The sequence below is a fragment of the Enterobacter sp. RIT637 genome (assembly GCF_019718755.1).
Lineage (GTDB): Bacteria > Pseudomonadota > Gammaproteobacteria > Enterobacterales > Enterobacteriaceae > Enterobacter.
Genome location: NZ_JAIHAZ010000010.1, coordinates 24702 through 40795 on the forward strand (window position 1 = coordinate 24702; position 16094 = coordinate 40795).

A 16094-nucleotide genomic window follows, 5' to 3' on the forward strand; every position below is an offset into this window, starting at 1 on the left:
GATGAAGATAACGCCGATTTTTTTCGTTATATTTAGCCTGAGCACCTTAACCGCTTGCCGCTCTGCCCCACCCGATAAGGTCGAACAGATTAACCATTTGCAGGTTCCTTTAATTTTACCCGGTGAGAAACCACCCGCTGTACAAACGTCACATATTGCGTCGCTCTACCAGGAGAATAAACAGAAAATTGATTTATTAACCAACAGCCTTAAATCACAGTATCTTCAGGATGCCTCAGAGAAAGATATTTTTAAAGAAGACAGCCCGGTACAACGCGTTTACGCCTCACTCACCAAGCTGGAACAGTTAGATATGGTGAACCAGCAATACCTGAAAGATAAAAATGAAGCTGGCCTGAGAAATATCAATCTTGTCCTTAAGCCCTTAGTCACGGGTTAAACGATAAAAAAGCCCGGCTACACAGTAGCCGGGCTTTTTTATCGTCAAGAAGAACACAGAGACTAATCGTGTTGACCAAAGCGGTAGGTCAACCCGGCCGTAACGGAGCTAATATCGCTGCTGACGCCAATCTGGTTGGCATTGCCCACGTTGCTGACCCACTGGTACTCCACGCGGCCAGCCCAGTTTTTATTGAATGCGTATTCCGTACCGACTGCCGCAAGCGGGCGCACACCGGTCTCAAAACGATTGTGACCACTTACATCAGATTCAGCACGGTAGCCCATCGCACCCGCACGGCCATAGATATCCCAATTGTTCGTCACGGCATAGCTGGCTTTCAGAGACATCTGCAGGCCCTGGGCTTTCATTTGTCCACCCGCGCTATGCTGGCCTTTTATCTGCATATTGCCCAGATAATCATAACCGCCTTCAACCGCAAGCCATGGCGTAATTTGGTAACCCGTATAGATACCGCCACCAACATTATCGTGGTCGATATCGAAATGGTTAGAGCTGTTATTACTCTCGAGTGCTTTAGAGCCGGTATTGGTGTCAAAATAATGTGACCAGCCAAATTTCGCCCCGCTATACCAGGTGCCTGCATCTGCGGCAGCAAAAGCGGTAGTGGCGGTAAATGCATTTACCAGAATTAAAGCTACCAATGTCTTTTTCATACGTATCCTGTTTGCTTCGTCAAAATTCATTTCGGTGAGCAAACAATAAACAAAAACGAGAATATCGTTAATTCGTTTTTAATTTAATTTTAAACTTACATTAAAACGACTCCGGTAAATTTTTGATTTCAAGGAGATACCCACCTCTTTTGAACGAGATATATTCACCTTGCTTAAGGGCCGATAATACGTTGAGAATACTGCTACGCGACAAGAGCGTGCGGTCCTGAATATATTCGAGGATCGTCGTACGCATTCGTGCTTCCTCAGGTAATAAGATCATCTCCTGAAGATGGTTGCGAATAACGGAATAAGTCCGTTGCTGCAGAACCTGGGCATCACGATAAATCAGATAGGCAGTATGATAGGAGAGAAGTGCAGCCACCTCTTCCCACACGCCCTGCTCGCGGAAACGTTCCGCCGCACGTTCGGCATCCACACGTAAAATTGTCGACTCGGTTTCCACCCGCAAAATATGCCCCTGCGTCGGCTGGATCATTTCTGCAATCCCGAAGAGATGAGGTTCGTAAACCGTGACCAGCAGCAGGCCGTCGGAAGCGCGCAGCAGAGACAATCCGCCCTCTAAAAAGAGATACATTTGCTGTCGACCTTTATGCTTCCACGTCATGCGCTTGCGCGGCACAACTTTCATTTTCTCCGCTATCGGCTCAAGGATCGCGGTCAGTCGTTCAATCGATTGTTCAGGGCGAACGGGCGGTAAAATATGCATGGCACAACCTTATAACATCGGGTAACTGCCAGTATAGACCATATAATTTAAGCAGTTACCGAATTAAAACTGATAGCTATAGTTTACGCTGGCAAACCAAAGATGGGGGCTATCATAGCTTCCCGCAAAGACAGACGGTGATTTCACATGCGATGACTGCATGTGAAGATACTCTACGGCAACACCAATATTGCTGGCCGGCGTGATCTGATACTGCGCCCCCGTACCGAACCGCCATTCGTCGCCGGTCGGTAACGTCATCGCCACATCACTCTGGCTGTGATAAGGCGTGCTGTCAAAGGCAACACCTGCATTCAACCGCCACTGTTCTGTTGGGCGATACTGCACGCCGAGCGCACCATGCCAGGTATCTTTCATGCGGCTGACGTTATTAAGCGTCTGCCCGCTCACCGTGATTTGCGGCGCACCGAACTGGCTCCAGTCCTGCCAGCCGAGATCGCCCATCACCGACCACTGCTGGTTAACATCGTGCACAACGCTGAGCATAATTTGCTGCGGCGCGCTCACCTGTGCCGTCACCGGCAGATCGTATGCGCCACTCGGCAAACGTGCTTTGCCGTCGATACTGTAGTGATAGTCCGTCTTGCTGTTCCAGGTGATACCGGCTCGCGTCTGTTCAGTCAGCTGCATCAACAGCCCCAGACGATAGCTCATCGCCCAGTCATGGTCATGCTGCTGGCGGTCGTCATCATTCACATTGCGGGTCAATGAAAAATAACCGTAGTTAACGTTGGCGGAAGCCCCGATTGAGAGGCGATCGTTGAGTTTGTACGCCACGGACGGACTGAGCGTCATGGCTACCATGGTGCTCTTTTTGATCAGCCGGTCGCCCACCCAGTTACCGTAATCGATCCCCAGGCCATAATTGCCGTAAAGCCCAATACCGGCATAGAGATCGTCGGTCATTTTCTGGCTATAGAAGGCACTGGCATTGGGAACGGTTTTCATCACATCGCCGGGGCTTCTCTGCGCATCGTTATTCAGCTGGTAGTCGATGGAGCCGTCCATCACCTGTAGCCCACCGGTGATCATATGATCGGGTAATCGCGTCATGCCTGCCGGGTTGGTCATTATGGTGGAGGCATCCTGCGCGCGGGCTGCCTGCCCTGCGCCAGCCAGCGCGGTATCTTCGGTGCCTGCTTCATAAAAATAGAGGGCACTGGCGTGGGCGCATGAGGCGGCCAATAAGCCAGTGCAGAGGAGTATTCGGGTTTTCATCTGCGAACCTGTTGAATAAAGAATTTGCCGACAGGTATAACAGGGGGATCAATACACGTAAAAAGAAAGTGGGTTTAATTTTAAACTTGGGGTATTTGTTAAATCCGTGGCGATTCACCTTAGCTCCTACAGAAGAACAGGAGACAGACAACGCGAAATATGCGCCTACAGCAACGCAAATTATATAGAGACAATGAAGATCAGACCGTCCGAACAGTACCGATATAGCAGGACATTCGAGGAGGAGTACCCCCCTTACTGGTTGTTACCAAAAACAATTTCGCTTAAGTCTAGTACTTATTGCGCATGTTGTGAGTGTTTGTAAAATGACCACGAAGATTATTTCCATAACAAGTAGAGGGACTTATGAAGCAGTACAACAACGATCTTACCCCTGAAATGCTGGCAGCATTTGACCAGTCACAATTTGCAGCCGAACAGCTCGAGAAAATGAACGAAGAAGCCCGTAATCTGATCGCTACAGAGGGTAGCTTAACCCGCGGCGGGGCAACGGTTATCAGTGAATACAACGGGCAGCAGATCGAAATTGAAGACGGAAGACGGCTAAATGTATCTATTGTGGGTGATAAAACTCGTTATCCTTATGGAACCACCGCGAAAATCAGCACTGGAATAGGTAATACCTCTGGTGACTCCGCCATTCTTGTCGGTAGCTTACTCGACAACGGCGACGAAATTATCACTAGCCCTCAGAGAAGTGTAAGAAGAGCAGTTCGTGCCGGGGAATCGTTGCCAGAAAACTTTCTGAAATAAGCCGGTCACTATGGCATCGGAACACAGAGGTTGCATCATTCACGGTAAGAATGTTGGCCTACATGGAGATAAAACTTCTACAGGCTCAGAATGTATCGCCACCCGCCCCGGCTTTACTGTCATGGGAAAGCTCAAACTCTATATCGGTGACGAAACCACGCCATGCCCTAAATGTGGTGAGGTGGGGGTAATAGTCAGCGGTGATCATCGCGTATCAAACGAAGAAGGCGTGGCAGTTGACGGTTCAGAGATTCATTGTGGATGTCCAAGGGGAACAAACTTCCTCATTGCCCCAGACACTGTTGAAGTCTATACCCCTTCCTGGGCGACAGCACCTGTAAATCCAGTGCAACATGCACAGGCAGCGAAGAAGCAAAACAGCTTTGCTGATACCTGCCAGCCAGATGATAACCCGTTATTGAATGGCGTTTACATCTGGACTGAAATCACAGACGCAGGACATGCTTTCGTTTCCGTACATGAAAACAACTCAATTTATGTTTACACCTACGGACGCTTTGGTCGAAGAGGGCCAGCTAACTTTACAGGCGATGGAATACTTAACTTCTTTACTGGAGAGGATGCTCGTAGCTACTACCGTGAAGAACTTTATAAAGTTAATGCTCGAGTATTCAGGATTGATGATGCATCCATACTGGAGACACGCTCAATGTTTGAAAACCTTTGGAACTCAGGAGCGAAACTAATCCCTACGGAGAAAATGGGTGAAAGAACCAAACGCAGGGGGAGAGTAATAGACGTCTATGATCTGACTGGTAGCAATTGTACAACTCATACTGTTCAGGTAATACGTAAATCTGGATCAAACATTTTCGAAACAAGCTACACATCGACTACAACGCAATTACCGATTGAAGGCGAGGAAGATTTTGCAGTGCCTTTATCTCTGCAAAATTATCTTATACGCAAAAGCAGCAGCATAAGCTCAATGCAAGTAACTGAAGTCACTAATGAATTCAAAGAGCAGTATCCAAACATGGAGAATTATACACTTGGTGAAGAAAACACTATGGAGAAAAACCTTGCAGCGGGAGCCTCCACATTAGGTTCAGCTTCTGGCTATTCTGGCGGTACGGTTGGAGGATTCTTGGGGGGCTCATATGACCTTGAAGAGTAGAACAAAATGCTTCATTCGATGGGGAAGCATAATCACAATCTCTTTCATCTATATAGCTTCTATTCTGGTCAATGTACTAGATTATGGGATAACGAGAAAATACACTGACATACTTATCGAAAAGACGATCACTATTGAAGCCTGTAATGCTGTGGTTGCTGAATTTGATCAGTACTACGACAGGCTGATTGATGTTTCGCTCTACGGTTACTTCATTTCTACCGTATTGATTCTGCTCATTTTCAAGAAAGTGAGATGACCGCCAAAGGCTGGCTCTCCCCAGCCTTTCCCCTTCACCCTAGTTTTAGACAATTGTGATAACTAACAGCGTATCTTGTGGTGATAGTTTGCCGTTCATTGGTAGAACGATAATGACAGCTTATGTTGAATAGCTTTTGAAAACAAAGCGACTTTATTGAAGTTTTGCCACAAGCCGGGAAATCTGGAGCGGGCGAAGGGATTAGAACAAGCTGTTCAATAATTTGAAAAATATAGAATTTTCAAGTTATATCTTAACTTATACCCCCAAAGATACCCCCAAAGCACAGAGGCTTTGAATTCAAGTAATTACCTTTGTCGATAAATCAACAGGAAGCGAGATGATAGCAAATGGCAGGCATACTCGAAAGCAGCGATACCGTTAGCATCAGACTAATTACGATTCATTAAACCCAGATCGCGACGGGCCCTCATGATATCAATAATCGTGAGATATGGCGTTTGTTCTTGCCAGCTAAACCCTCTGCGATCGATACGAACCAGTTCGTACTTTTCCACTAGAAAGTTAATGGCATTAGCGAGAGTGATACCGGCATCGATATGTTCCTGTATGACGGTTTCATCACAGAAAGGTGTATCGTTTAGTGTCAGGCCATAATGCTGTTCCAGCAGACGACTAAGTAGCATTTGCCAGATAGTCACGGGCGACAGGCATGGCTTCGCCGCCCGCATATTTGTTGCAGGTAGAAATTTCATTTTTTCTCTCGTGATAGTAATTAACGTTGAGTGGGATAAATGGTGATGTATACGTAGCCACAACTACCAAGCGTATCGGCTTCACAGGTGAGTCCGTTGTGATAGAGGGTGACACAGTGCTGATGGCGGGGGGAGAGTTCTCCGCTGGTGAGTATCAGCTCCAGCTGCTTGAGTATCAACGGAAAGGCCTGGTCGAGGCGCAACGCATGCTCGTCGCTGAAAGCACCGTTAAACCCGGCGCGGTCCGCGAGAAAATGCAGGCGGTCGCCTTCCTGCACCAGACGTGCTCCAAAACAGGGGGGTCATAGCACGTTTCAGCCCCCATTGCTGGCAGGCGGGATTCTCCGGTATGGCACCGGATTCTGAGCGATTGTTCATTATTGTTCCTGATTAAAGTGAAGGATTAATTGAGAGTAACGCTTCGAAGAATGACATAGGGACCATTGCGGTCCTGACGACGTTCAGCAAACACGGCCAGAAAGCCGTGTATGTCCTGAACTTCCCGGCCAGCATAATGGCAGATACTGCCTGACCATTTATATTTGCCGGTACAGAAGCGAAACAGGCGGGAGTCAGGATGCTGTCGGTACAGAGCCATGGCCTGGCGCTTACTGATGATTTTCATATCCAGCCTCGCTCAGCGAACGACACAATGCCATCCTGGCCGACAACCAGATGATCGAGCGTCTTCACATCAACCAGCTCCAGTACCTCCTTTAGCCTGTCAGTCATCTGGCGATCGGCTTTGCTGGGCTCCGGATCGCCGGAGGGATGGTTATGTGCCAGCACAACAGCAGCAGCATTGAAGCGAAGCGCTGACTTCACCACCTCACGGGGATGGACCTGGAAATGGTTAATCGAACCGGCAAACAGCGTTTCACTCTCCAGTAAACGGTGCTGGTTATCGAGATAGAGCACCATAAACACTTCCCGTTCTTGTCCTGCCAGCTGTAACCGGAGCCAATCACGGGCAGCAGTACTAGAGGTAAAGGATATACCGGGCTGGCGCAGATATTTATCCAGCAGGTTGATGGCACAACGAATGGTGCGTTGGGCATAGGGGGTTAATCCGGAGGTCGCGGGGAGCAAACAACCATGCTGGGCCATAATCGCCAGTGGAAAGAGTTCAGGCTGAGATGACAGCGGGGATAATGCGGTATTCATGTTCGGTATCCCTCAGTCGATGAGATGCATAATGGCGCTGCACTCTGGATGGTTCAGCGCGTAGTCGCGTAAGCGATAATAATGCTCAGTCATCGCGTCACACTCGGTGCGACAGGCGTGGTGGTTGTAAGCCATCAGACAGGCGACCATCCCTGCAGCTTCACTGGTAAGCTCTGCGCCATTGCCATTCATGCTGTTGAACAATGTCCACTTCTCATCGTGATCTGACTCGGGAGCCATAAAAGCGCCGCCGTTGCTGAGTGTCGAAAAGCGCCAGATACCACCTTGGTAATCGGCACACAGCCGCTCCATCCAGGCGAAAATACGAGGTTCAAGGGTTATCCATTGTGGGATGGAGCCAAAGTGCTGCGGCCAGAAGCCGATGCGTAACTCGTCCGGGACCACTGAGGCAGTAATTGCGGTATGCTCCGCAACCTGATGATTTTGTGTATTCATTAAACTATCTCCTTATGCCGGAACCGTTGTTTAACGCCCGAAAAAATCGAGCATGTTTTCTGCCATCACCCAAAGAGCACGATTGAGCTTCACATCGCCATCAATACCGGTAACAGCACGGGTGCGGCTGCTTTTCCCCTGAGCGGTTCGCCCTGACAATCCACCTTTCATCAGGTTCTCCTGCACGCGCTGGTATACGGTCCACAGGTCATCGCTGTAGTCCTCCCGGCGACGTGGGGTCAGCAACTGCGATACCGTGACCGGCTGGTGGTCTTCACCAAAGCGATACTTCAGCGCGGCATTCGCCAGGGCGTTACGGGCTGGTTCTGGCAGTGCCAGTGACTGCATTGCATCGCGCTTCTCCTCCACCCGGTCAAACACACCGAGCACTTCGTAAGCCCCTTCAATCACCTTCTCAACAACATTCCCTTTATGCGGTACCCGCACTTCTCCGAATGACTGACCGCAGACCAAGCCATTGGTACAGACGCCGCGAAATAACCCCGGCAGCATCTGGTAGCTTGATGAGCCGTCATGGCTGTTAAGTAGAATGATTTCCGGCACCTGATGCCCGGTAAGTTGCCCGGCTCGACGCAGACGCAGCATATGCTTGGTGTGCTCCCGCTTGCTCTGGTCCCGGACCTTCGTCTGGCAGGCAAAGAACGGCTCAAAGCCTTCACGCTGCAGGCTTTCGAGGATGGTGATGGTCGGGATGTAGGTGTACCTGTCTGAACGAGATTCATGCTTGTCACTCCCGAACACGCTGGGAACATGGCTCATCAGCTCTTCGTGGGTCAGAGGCCGGTCACGGCGTATCTGGTTTATACGGCCAAAGCGGCTGGCTAATCGCATAGCTAACTCCTTATCTGATAATGAAATGAAAACAAAAAGGCCATGTCCCCGAAGGAACATGGCCTGTTGGTATCTGGTGTTGGTGTGTTGCGGGGTGGAGAGGTCTGAAATGTAAGTAACTAATCGCTGTAGTGTGTGGTCCGGCACTCACTGAGGTCAGACAGCTCTTTTTGCGTATTCTTCAGACCCGGACTGAAAGTGCCTACTTTTTTATCGCTGACATAAACATCGAAATTAGACGACTGACCCAGTGCGTCAATAAATGACACCCAGGCATTATCGCCATTCCTCCAGCCGAGGGATGAAGGTAATGAGAACTGACTGTTATCCATGACGACCGTTATTTCCGTCCCGTCGTCATGAGAATCCAGCATCGTACCATTGGGCAGGGTTACTAATACGCCATGCTGCAGAATGTTCTGTTCATCCGGATTACCAGTGCAGTTGAGGTTAAAAATCACCTTCTCAGGACTACTGATAATGTATTCCGTCACCCCCATTCCAAAACCACTCGACCACATATTGGGAATAGCATGTGCTGTTGATGCAGAAGCCAGTATAGCTGCTGTAAATATTACGTAAGGCAATCGCATAATGTTGTCCTCAAATCATGTAATAAAGCTTTTGTTATTCAAAACAACAAAGTAATGAATAAACAGTTGGATTATTTTATTTGTTTGTAGCGAAACGCTTCTTTCCCGGCATAAATCCCAATGAGATCGTCATAACGAGGGTCCTTTTTATTTGGGCTGAACGTTACTTTCATATCCGGACTGCACATATCCTTCATGGTCAGATTGAATTCTTTACCTGGCGTAATGGTATACCCTGTTGACACATCGTCTTTACTGGGAGTAATCCATCCCCAAATGCCACCCGGACAATCTCTGGAAGGTTTCGAGCGAACAACAATAAACCATCCCATTGAATCCACTTCCGTCGCTGTACACAGTTTTCTGACCTGTCGGTGGGCATCACACCAGAATATATTCCCACTCTTATCATTCACTGCCGCAGGCAGGAACCCGCTATAAGGACGTGCTGCGTAAGCATTACCTGCGATAAGTAAGGGGAACAACATGACTGGCAGTAAAGACAATAATTTCAATTTTTTCATTACATTAACCTTACATTCAATTATGGAGACAATCTCTAATCAGTGTGTCCGGATTGCCCCCGACTTTCTGATGGAGAAAATGAATTCAGCGACTGCTGAATAAAACGGAAATGAGGTAAGGCAGAGATAAAATGTTTATCTTCCGACAGCTGATGGAGAAGCTCACTGCGAATAAATGTTTCCCGGGATGGCCTTACCAGATGAATCTCATCCAGCCGGAAGACACGTAATTGCCTGTTATGTTCAGCGACCAGATACCAGTAACCGTCCAGAGCGATTAGCCGGTAAGGTGCAACGGCCTCATGACGCTCCCCTTCAGTCAGAACGGTGATGCGCTGACATCCCGAAATAGCTCTGACCAGCCTGTAGAAGCAGAGTTTTCCTGCCGGGGGATGAGGTCTGTCCTGATGCCATACCAGACAAGGTCGATCATCACAGTCCAGCAGGCTGCTGACCAGTCGCCGGTCAAAGCCCGGGAAAACCCCGGCCAACCCCGTGCGGTGAGCAAAGGTCAGAATATCTATTTCCTGCCGCGTACTGTGAATATCCGAGCGCAAACTGCACTGCCCCTGGTAATAATCCAGGTCGAGATACATCAGACGTTCCCGAAAGTCACGACGTAACGTGCGCTCTGACACCCCGAATTCAGTTGCCAGTTTGCGAATAAACAGAGTTTCACCGGACACCAGACGGCTGATAATCAACGACAACCTGACGGCAAGCCGGTCATGTCGCCGCTCCTGAAGCGTCATGAAAGATTTCTCCTGAGAAGTTAACTCTCTGAATTAATAATGATTACTTTAAAGGAAGGAGTGGACAGGGTATGGACAACATCGGAACTATTTTTTATGAGCAGTCCAGCCTTGTGGGCGCTCGTCTGACAGATAATGATGCTTCGCCTGATTTAATTGATGATAAAACGCAGTGGAAAGGACGTGTCCACAATCAACACATCATTAACAACCAGTTCATCATTCGCAGAGAAAATTGCGATATCAGAAGAATATCCAGTCCCAGACGGCCCGTGCGACCGACACCACCGCATCACGCACGGTACGAATCACCGTTTTCAGCGATGCCGACAGGAACGAAGATGATTCTGCGGTATCGAAAACCCGGCCCACAGCTTCACCGAAACTGTCACGGGCCTGCGACTTTACCGGCTCTGTGCAGAGTCTCCCTTGCAGTTGTGTCACCACCGGGCTGGTGGCGCGGTCAGGCAGACAGCGCATCATGGTTGCCACCATCTCCTCAATGCCCCATCCAGTGCAGGCGGACACCACGCAGACCAGATGATGCGGTTTAAACATCGCCATAATCGCAGCCTGCTTCGCTTTAAGATTTCCCTGTTGGTGCGGTGAAGGTTTGCTAGTGAGGGTATCCCATTCATGACAGGGTTCGATTTTGTCGGCCTGGTTAATCACAAACAGTACCTTTTGCCTGTAAGGTTGCATCACACCGTGCCAGAACTGCTCGTCCACGGTCAGTGCCCGATCATCGGCCTTAATGACCCACAGCACCAGGTCCAACTCCGGCAGGATTCGACGGTACAGGGCACGGTATTCATGATCCCGCCGCCCGTTTTCACCTACCCCCGGTAAATCGACAATCACCAGACTGTGACGATCGCTGCGCAATCGGAAGCGCAGTACGTCGCGAGTACAGGAGTTCACGTCACTCACCGGGGACACCTCGCCCCGGAAAAGTTCGTTGCAGAGAGAGGATTTACCAGCACCACTTTTGCCCATGATGCCAATCACCGGCTCGTAATGAGTCAGGTTCTGGATACGTTCAAGAATAAGCTGGCGAAGCGTGCGCGGAAGCGACGCGAGCGGTTGTTCAAAGGCCTGAAGGCCGTCAGGTTTATTCATACAGTAGTCTCAGCGTGAAAAATAAAAAAACCGCTTTCCAGTCAGGAAAGCGGGGGATTCACGGAGATAATATCTATCTGAAATTATTTGGAATTTTAGATTAACACGTAAAGGAAATTGTGCAGCGCAGAACTAAAAGATGTCCGCTGAGTGCCAGGAGCGGACGTTGCTAAGTTATATGGCGTCTCAGGTCACCACCACTTTCTATTAGCAGCGGGAATCGCCGCCATTCATTTGGCAGTGACCCAATTATGTACGAAAAAAAAGAATTAACCGTAAACGGTTTAATTCAGGAACTGTAGGTTTAACCCAAAGAAAATCTGCCAGTGAGGTTGTCCTGGACCACGGTCCGCAACCGACCCTTGAGGCTCCACAAAGAAGTTGTAGACGGTTTTATCCTGCTTGATAACCTGTCCAATACCTAAACCCAGCGGAACGCTGTAGCTGTCATTCTGGAAGTTATAGACCCAGATAGGTGCTGCTCGCAGATAAGTGCCGCCACCCAACTGATAGAATAAAAATGGCTGAAAAGTACCGAGATTCACATCGTTTCGGTTGTCTTCTCCGGCAAAGCTATGCTGCCATGAGGCCAGATAACCGTACTGGAATTTTGGCGAACTGGCATCGAAGAGTACGTTGACCAGACCCGCAGACCATTTTTCTGTTCCCAGAGCATCTTCAGTAGCAGTCGGCGCCGTGATTTGTGGACCGAAACCAAAACTCACTGCCGGATTACCGGTATCAATAAGCCATGATGCAAATAAGTTCAGATCACCTAAGCCTGTTTTATGCCCCCCGGTCGGTGCAACCGGATAGGTATTAATTGGTAATGAACCACGCAGCAGCCATTTGCTGTCACCTAGTGAAAAAGGTTGCGCATAACGGAACCAGAACTGATTGGCATCCTGATCCGTACCGCTGACATCTCCGATGTAATAGTTCTGCATATTGAATGCTGTCATATTCGCCAGAGGGTTGTTTGCCTGCGCCGCATCCGGGGCATGCTCTTGGGCAGCATAGGCATAAGATGAGGCAAGGCATAAAAATGAAGGCAAAATCGAGTATGAAAGACGCATAGGATTACCTGAAGTAAGTCCCCTGCAGCCGTGACGCCGCAGGGGATTTATTTATGGTGTGACGATATTGAACCAGAACTCAAACTTGTCCATATAGCCCAACATCTCATCGAGCTTCGCACCATTCCCTGTGACCTTAACCTCGCCTTTATCTTCAGCCTGCTTCAGAGTTTCTTCTTTCAGGATGATTTTATTTAGCGTGTCACGGTTCAGAGCAATCGTGGCATCGGCGTCTTTAGCTTCAGCATTCGCCGTATGATTCAGTACGCCGTTTTCCAGCTCCAGCTTGTACTTGCCGCCGTCGCTGCCGAGATCGATATTAAATACCGCTTTGGCATTACCGGCTTTTTCACCGTTGATATGTACCGCCAGGAAATCGAAGAACATTTCAGGCGTCATCGCACGAACGGTATCCGGGCTTGCAGTATTCGGCGTCGGGCCTTTAACCACACCATTGCGCAGCTCCTGAGCACCGGTCAGGTAGAAGTTACGCCATGGGCCGGACTCAGCCTGATAACCCAGTTGCTCCAGTGCGTCCGCTTCCAGGTTACGCGCATTCTGGTTATTTGGATCGGCAAACACCACCTTACTTACCACCTGAGCAACCCAACGGTAGTTACCCTGGTCAAAGTCGGTTTTCGCTTTCTGAAGAATCGCATCGGCACCGCCCATGTATTCAACAAATTTCTTAGCCGCTTCTTCCGGTGGTAATTCATCAAGCGTTGCCGGGTTGCCATCGTACCAGCCGAGATACAGCACATAGGTCGCTTTCACATCGTGGCTGATGGAGCCGTAATAGCCGCGGTTAGCCCAGGTTTTTGCCAGGCTGTCCGGTAGTTTGAAGTTGGCTGCAATTTCATCGCGTGTCAGGCCTTCGTTGGCCATGCGCAGGGTCTGGTCGTTGATATAACGATACAGGTCACGCTGGCTTTTCAGCAGGCCAACCACGTTTTCGTTACCCCAGGTCGGCCAGTGGTGCTGAGCCATAATGATTTCGGCTTTGTCACCCCAACGCACAATGGCTTCGTTGATGTATTTCGACCAGGGCAGCGGTTCACGAATTTTCGCGCCGCGCAGGGAATAAGTATTGTGCAGAGTGTGAGTCACATCCTCTGCGGCTTCGATGAGTTTCTTCTCTTCGATATACCACAGCATTTCAGACGGGGCTTCTGAACCCGGTGCCAGCATGAAGTCATAAGTCAGACCATCAATGACTTCCTTCTGACCATCTTTTTCAATGATGTTGGTGGGGGCAATCAGCGTCACGGTACCCGCTGAGGTGGTGGTGCCCAGACCCGCGCCGACCTGGCCGGTGGCTTCAGGTTTCAGGAGGTTGCCATACATATAGCTGGCACGGCGGCTCATGACATTGCCCGCCATAATGTTTTCCGCGACCGCTGCTTCCATGAAGCCTGCTGGCGCATAAACTTTTACCTTCCCGGATTTCACATCCGCTTCATCAACCACACCACGCACGCCGCCGTAGTGGTCAACATGGCTGTGAGTGTAAATGATGGCGACAACAGGTTTATTGCCGCGATTTTTGAAGTACAAATCCATGCCGACTTTTGCTGTTTCCGCTGAAACCAGCGGGTCAACGACGGTAATACCTTCTTTACCCTCAATGATGGTCATGTTGGATAAGTCGAGGTTACGGATCTGGTAAACGCCCTCAGTCACTTCAAACAGACCGCTGATGTTGATCAACTGAGACTGTCGCCAGAGGCTCGGGTTTACAGTGTCAGGGGATTTTTCCCCTTCTTTGATAAATGCATACTGTTGCGGGTTCCAGATAACATTTCCCTGCTCGCCTTTAATCACGTCCTGAGGTAAAGCGGCGATAAAGCCTTTGTGAGCATTCGTGAAATCGGTGTTATCAGAAAAAGGAAGCTGGTTATAAAGTGCATCGTTGGCTTGCTTTGTTGATGCGGTGGCACCTTTTGGTGCTTCCTGCGCGAACAAAGGTGTCAGTGCAGTGGAGGAAAGTAACCCTGCCAGTGCAAGACTTTTGACGATCAACTTAAGTCTCATTTGTACCCCTCATGTGTAAACCTTCTAACGACTCAGTCTTTTCGAATAATTACCTCTGGAAATCATTCATTAATTCAAATAATTAAAATGGCCGCTTACCATTTTCATTTTTTAAATATAACCAAGGAGTTACATTTCGCCACTTATGGATACAAATAAATTATGTTTGTACGACTGTAGGTTTCTAACTCTTTTAGCAAGTGAAATACGTCCGCTGCTCGCTCATTGCGGACCTTCAGATCAGCTAGCCTGCACGCTTCGAGCCAGAAGTAAACGTTCTAATTTTCATACCTCAGCTATGTACTCTGTACGTAACGGGACAAGAGGGAGTAGTTAGAGAACCCTGCTCGATTCAGATTCATAACAGCACTGAGAAATCAGATGAAATGACCACTGAGAACACAACGCTATTTAGCGGATCGCCGATAAGATTTTGCCGCCTGCCAGGCATGTTTCATCTTCTCAATAAACTCTAACTTCTCTTCAGGTTGGACGTTCCACACATCTATAGCCGCAATAATCATGTCATAACGTATAGATGTATTATAAGGGCGAAGATAGCCCGCTATTCGTCCTTTTCCCTTGAGATAGTCCCAGAGATATACTAGTTGAGTTTCATTATCCCGGGACATCCAGTCAAAGTCTGACAGAAAAAAATCATATTGTTCAAGCCAGCGCTCATGTAGTTTTTTAAAATAAGAGATCTTATCTCCAAGTGAGCATGGAGCTTCATCAATGTACCTCATAACACCATTGATGAGTTCACGCTCAGTTACCGGAGTGGGGTTGTACAGATCGGTACTTGCTCCCGCGTTCAGATAAAATCGGGAGAAAACACGTTTCGTTTTTTTCGAAGCTGTGGCCTGTGGATCTGTTATCAGATCCCAATCTATATCGCCCAGGTCAATATTCAAATTAGCGAAATCAAGATTTGTGAAGATATTATCGTCCAGTAAAAGAGAATTAAAACCACCTGAACAATCGAAGTCATTCCCCAACCCACCAAGTGTCAGCCTTGCAGGTAATACTGGATATTCAAAAATATAATGGTGAGCAAACCACGATGCTCTTGGTGTACCTTTGAAACAATCAAAATAATCTTTATCAATTAGTAGCAGCTCAGCCCATTCTTTAAGCGTTTTCCGGCCAACTTTGATCCTGTCCTGATCGCCTAGGAAATGTCGTTCAAGGATCTGAGAGATCAAATGTCGAAACTGATCCGGCGTATCATAAGTACTGCACAGTAACGAGTGATCTGTATTGAAAAAGCTATCCAACATTTTTAGGTACATTATCTCGCAGCGGATCATATCGTAATGCAACATCGCCTTTCCCTCTGTTTCTGACTCCCAAAAACAGATTAGCATGAGTACCTTTTTGGTTGGTGGAGTCGGGTCACAGACCTGAAGGATGACTGATTTTTAACTGATATATTACTGATTTTATTGTGATAATACTCTGACGTTTTACTGCGTTATTCCTGTGATTTTTACTCTAGGATCCTCCTCTGTTCACCTCATTAGAATCGTTCACCAGCAGATATGAACATTTGGGTTTTTAGTATAATTAAGGGGCACTCCCTGTTTCTATACCA

At 48.4% G+C, this 16094-nt stretch carries 18 protein-coding genes and 1 pseudogene; 3 read left to right on the plus strand and 16 right to left on the minus strand.

Features of this window, described 5'->3' with window-relative positions; all coding sequences use genetic code 11:
- Position 1 precedes the first annotated feature (1 nt).
- Positions 2–400 carry a hypothetical protein gene (locus K5E19_RS15080; protein ID WP_221551959.1) on the plus strand — a complete coding sequence of 133 codons (399 nt, stop codon included), beginning with the start codon at positions 2–4 and terminating at the stop codon, positions 398–400.
- Positions 401–462: 62 nt separating this feature from the next.
- Here K5E19_RS15080 and K5E19_RS15085 read toward each other — a convergent pair whose 3' ends face one another.
- The 3 genes from K5E19_RS15085 to K5E19_RS15095 form a co-directional block, all read right to left on the minus strand.
- The gene (locus K5E19_RS15085) at positions 463–1077 is read right to left on the minus strand and encodes an outer membrane beta-barrel protein (RefSeq protein ID WP_221551960.1); all 615 of its coding nucleotides are present in this window, start codon (positions 1075–1077) and stop codon (positions 463–465) included.
- Between the two features lie 100 nt (positions 1078–1177).
- Positions 1178–1807: a winged helix-turn-helix transcriptional regulator gene (locus K5E19_RS15090; RefSeq protein WP_221551961.1), complete on the minus strand. Its 630-nt coding sequence runs from the start codon at positions 1805–1807 to the stop codon at positions 1178–1180.
- Between the two features lie 63 nt (positions 1808–1870).
- On the minus strand, positions 1871–3046 hold the full coding sequence (locus K5E19_RS15095) for an OmpP1/FadL family transporter (RefSeq protein ID WP_221551962.1): 1176 nt from the start codon (positions 3044–3046) through the stop codon (positions 1871–1873).
- Positions 3047–3412: 366 nt separating this feature from the next.
- Between K5E19_RS15095 and K5E19_RS15100 the strand changes: the two genes are divergently transcribed.
- On the plus strand, positions 3413–3820 hold the full coding sequence (locus tag K5E19_RS15100; RefSeq protein WP_221551963.1) for a hypothetical protein: 408 nt from the start codon (positions 3413–3415) through the stop codon (positions 3818–3820).
- Between the two features lie 10 nt (positions 3821–3830).
- Positions 3831–4958: a PAAR domain-containing protein gene (locus K5E19_RS15105; protein WP_221551964.1), complete on the plus strand. Its 1128-nt coding sequence runs from the start codon at positions 3831–3833 to the stop codon at positions 4956–4958.
- Between the two features lie 651 nt (positions 4959–5609).
- Here the strand turns inward: K5E19_RS15105 and K5E19_RS15110 are convergent.
- The 13 genes and pseudogenes from K5E19_RS15110 to K5E19_RS15170 form a co-directional block, all read right to left on the minus strand.
- Entirely contained in the window at positions 5610–5933 is a 324-nt protein-coding gene (locus K5E19_RS15110) for a TA system toxin CbtA family protein (protein ID WP_014226745.1), read from the minus strand.
- 20 nt (positions 5934–5953) lie between these two features.
- Positions 5954–6311 (minus strand): annotated as a pseudogene (locus K5E19_RS15115) (type IV toxin-antitoxin system YeeU family antitoxin).
- 25 nt (positions 6312–6336) lie between these two features.
- Positions 6337–6558 carry a DUF987 domain-containing protein gene (locus K5E19_RS15120; protein ID WP_221551965.1) on the minus strand — a complete coding sequence of 74 codons (222 nt, stop codon included), beginning with the start codon at positions 6556–6558 and terminating at the stop codon, positions 6337–6339.
- Positions 6555–7097, minus strand: a complete 543-nt coding sequence (radC, locus tag K5E19_RS15125) for a RadC family protein (protein ID WP_221551967.1) — start codon at positions 7095–7097, stop codon at positions 6555–6557. Before radC ends, K5E19_RS15120 begins: the two co-directional genes overlap by 4 nt.
- Before the next feature lie 12 nt (positions 7098–7109).
- Positions 7110–7553, minus strand: coding sequence for an antirestriction protein (locus K5E19_RS15130; protein ID WP_063444302.1), 444 nt, complete (start codon positions 7551–7553; stop codon positions 7110–7112).
- Positions 7554–7583: 30 nt separating this feature from the next.
- On the minus strand, positions 7584–8405 hold the full coding sequence (locus tag K5E19_RS15135) for a DUF932 domain-containing protein (protein WP_021571974.1): 822 nt from the start codon (positions 8403–8405) through the stop codon (positions 7584–7586).
- 119 nt (positions 8406–8524) lie between these two features.
- The gene (locus K5E19_RS15140; protein ID WP_137379968.1) at positions 8525–8998 is read right to left on the minus strand and encodes a hypothetical protein; all 474 of its coding nucleotides are present in this window, start codon (positions 8996–8998) and stop codon (positions 8525–8527) included.
- A gap of 71 nt (positions 8999–9069) precedes the next feature.
- Positions 9070–9522 (minus strand): hypothetical protein, encoded by a 453-nt coding sequence (locus tag K5E19_RS15145; protein ID WP_221551968.1) that lies wholly within the window; start codon positions 9520–9522, stop codon positions 9070–9072.
- A 35-nt stretch (positions 9523–9557) separates the two neighbouring features.
- Positions 9558–10274 (minus strand): YafY family protein, encoded by a 717-nt coding sequence (locus tag K5E19_RS15150; protein WP_221551969.1) that lies wholly within the window; start codon positions 10272–10274, stop codon positions 9558–9560.
- Positions 10275–10517: 243 nt separating this feature from the next.
- The gene (locus K5E19_RS15155; protein ID WP_221551970.1) at positions 10518–11393 is read right to left on the minus strand and encodes a GTPase family protein; all 876 of its coding nucleotides are present in this window, start codon (positions 11391–11393) and stop codon (positions 10518–10520) included.
- Between the two features lie 284 nt (positions 11394–11677).
- Positions 11678–12469 carry a hypothetical protein gene (locus K5E19_RS15160; protein WP_072420592.1) on the minus strand — a complete coding sequence of 264 codons (792 nt, stop codon included), beginning with the start codon at positions 12467–12469 and terminating at the stop codon, positions 11678–11680.
- A gap of 51 nt (positions 12470–12520) precedes the next feature.
- Positions 12521–14500 carry an alkyl/aryl-sulfatase gene (locus K5E19_RS15165; RefSeq protein WP_180236879.1) on the minus strand — a complete coding sequence of 660 codons (1980 nt, stop codon included), beginning with the start codon at positions 14498–14500 and terminating at the stop codon, positions 12521–12523.
- A 407-nt stretch (positions 14501–14907) separates the two neighbouring features.
- Positions 14908–15825, minus strand: a complete 918-nt coding sequence (locus tag K5E19_RS15170; protein WP_221551971.1) for a hypothetical protein — start codon at positions 15823–15825, stop codon at positions 14908–14910.
- Positions 15826–16094: the final 269 nt, after the last annotated feature.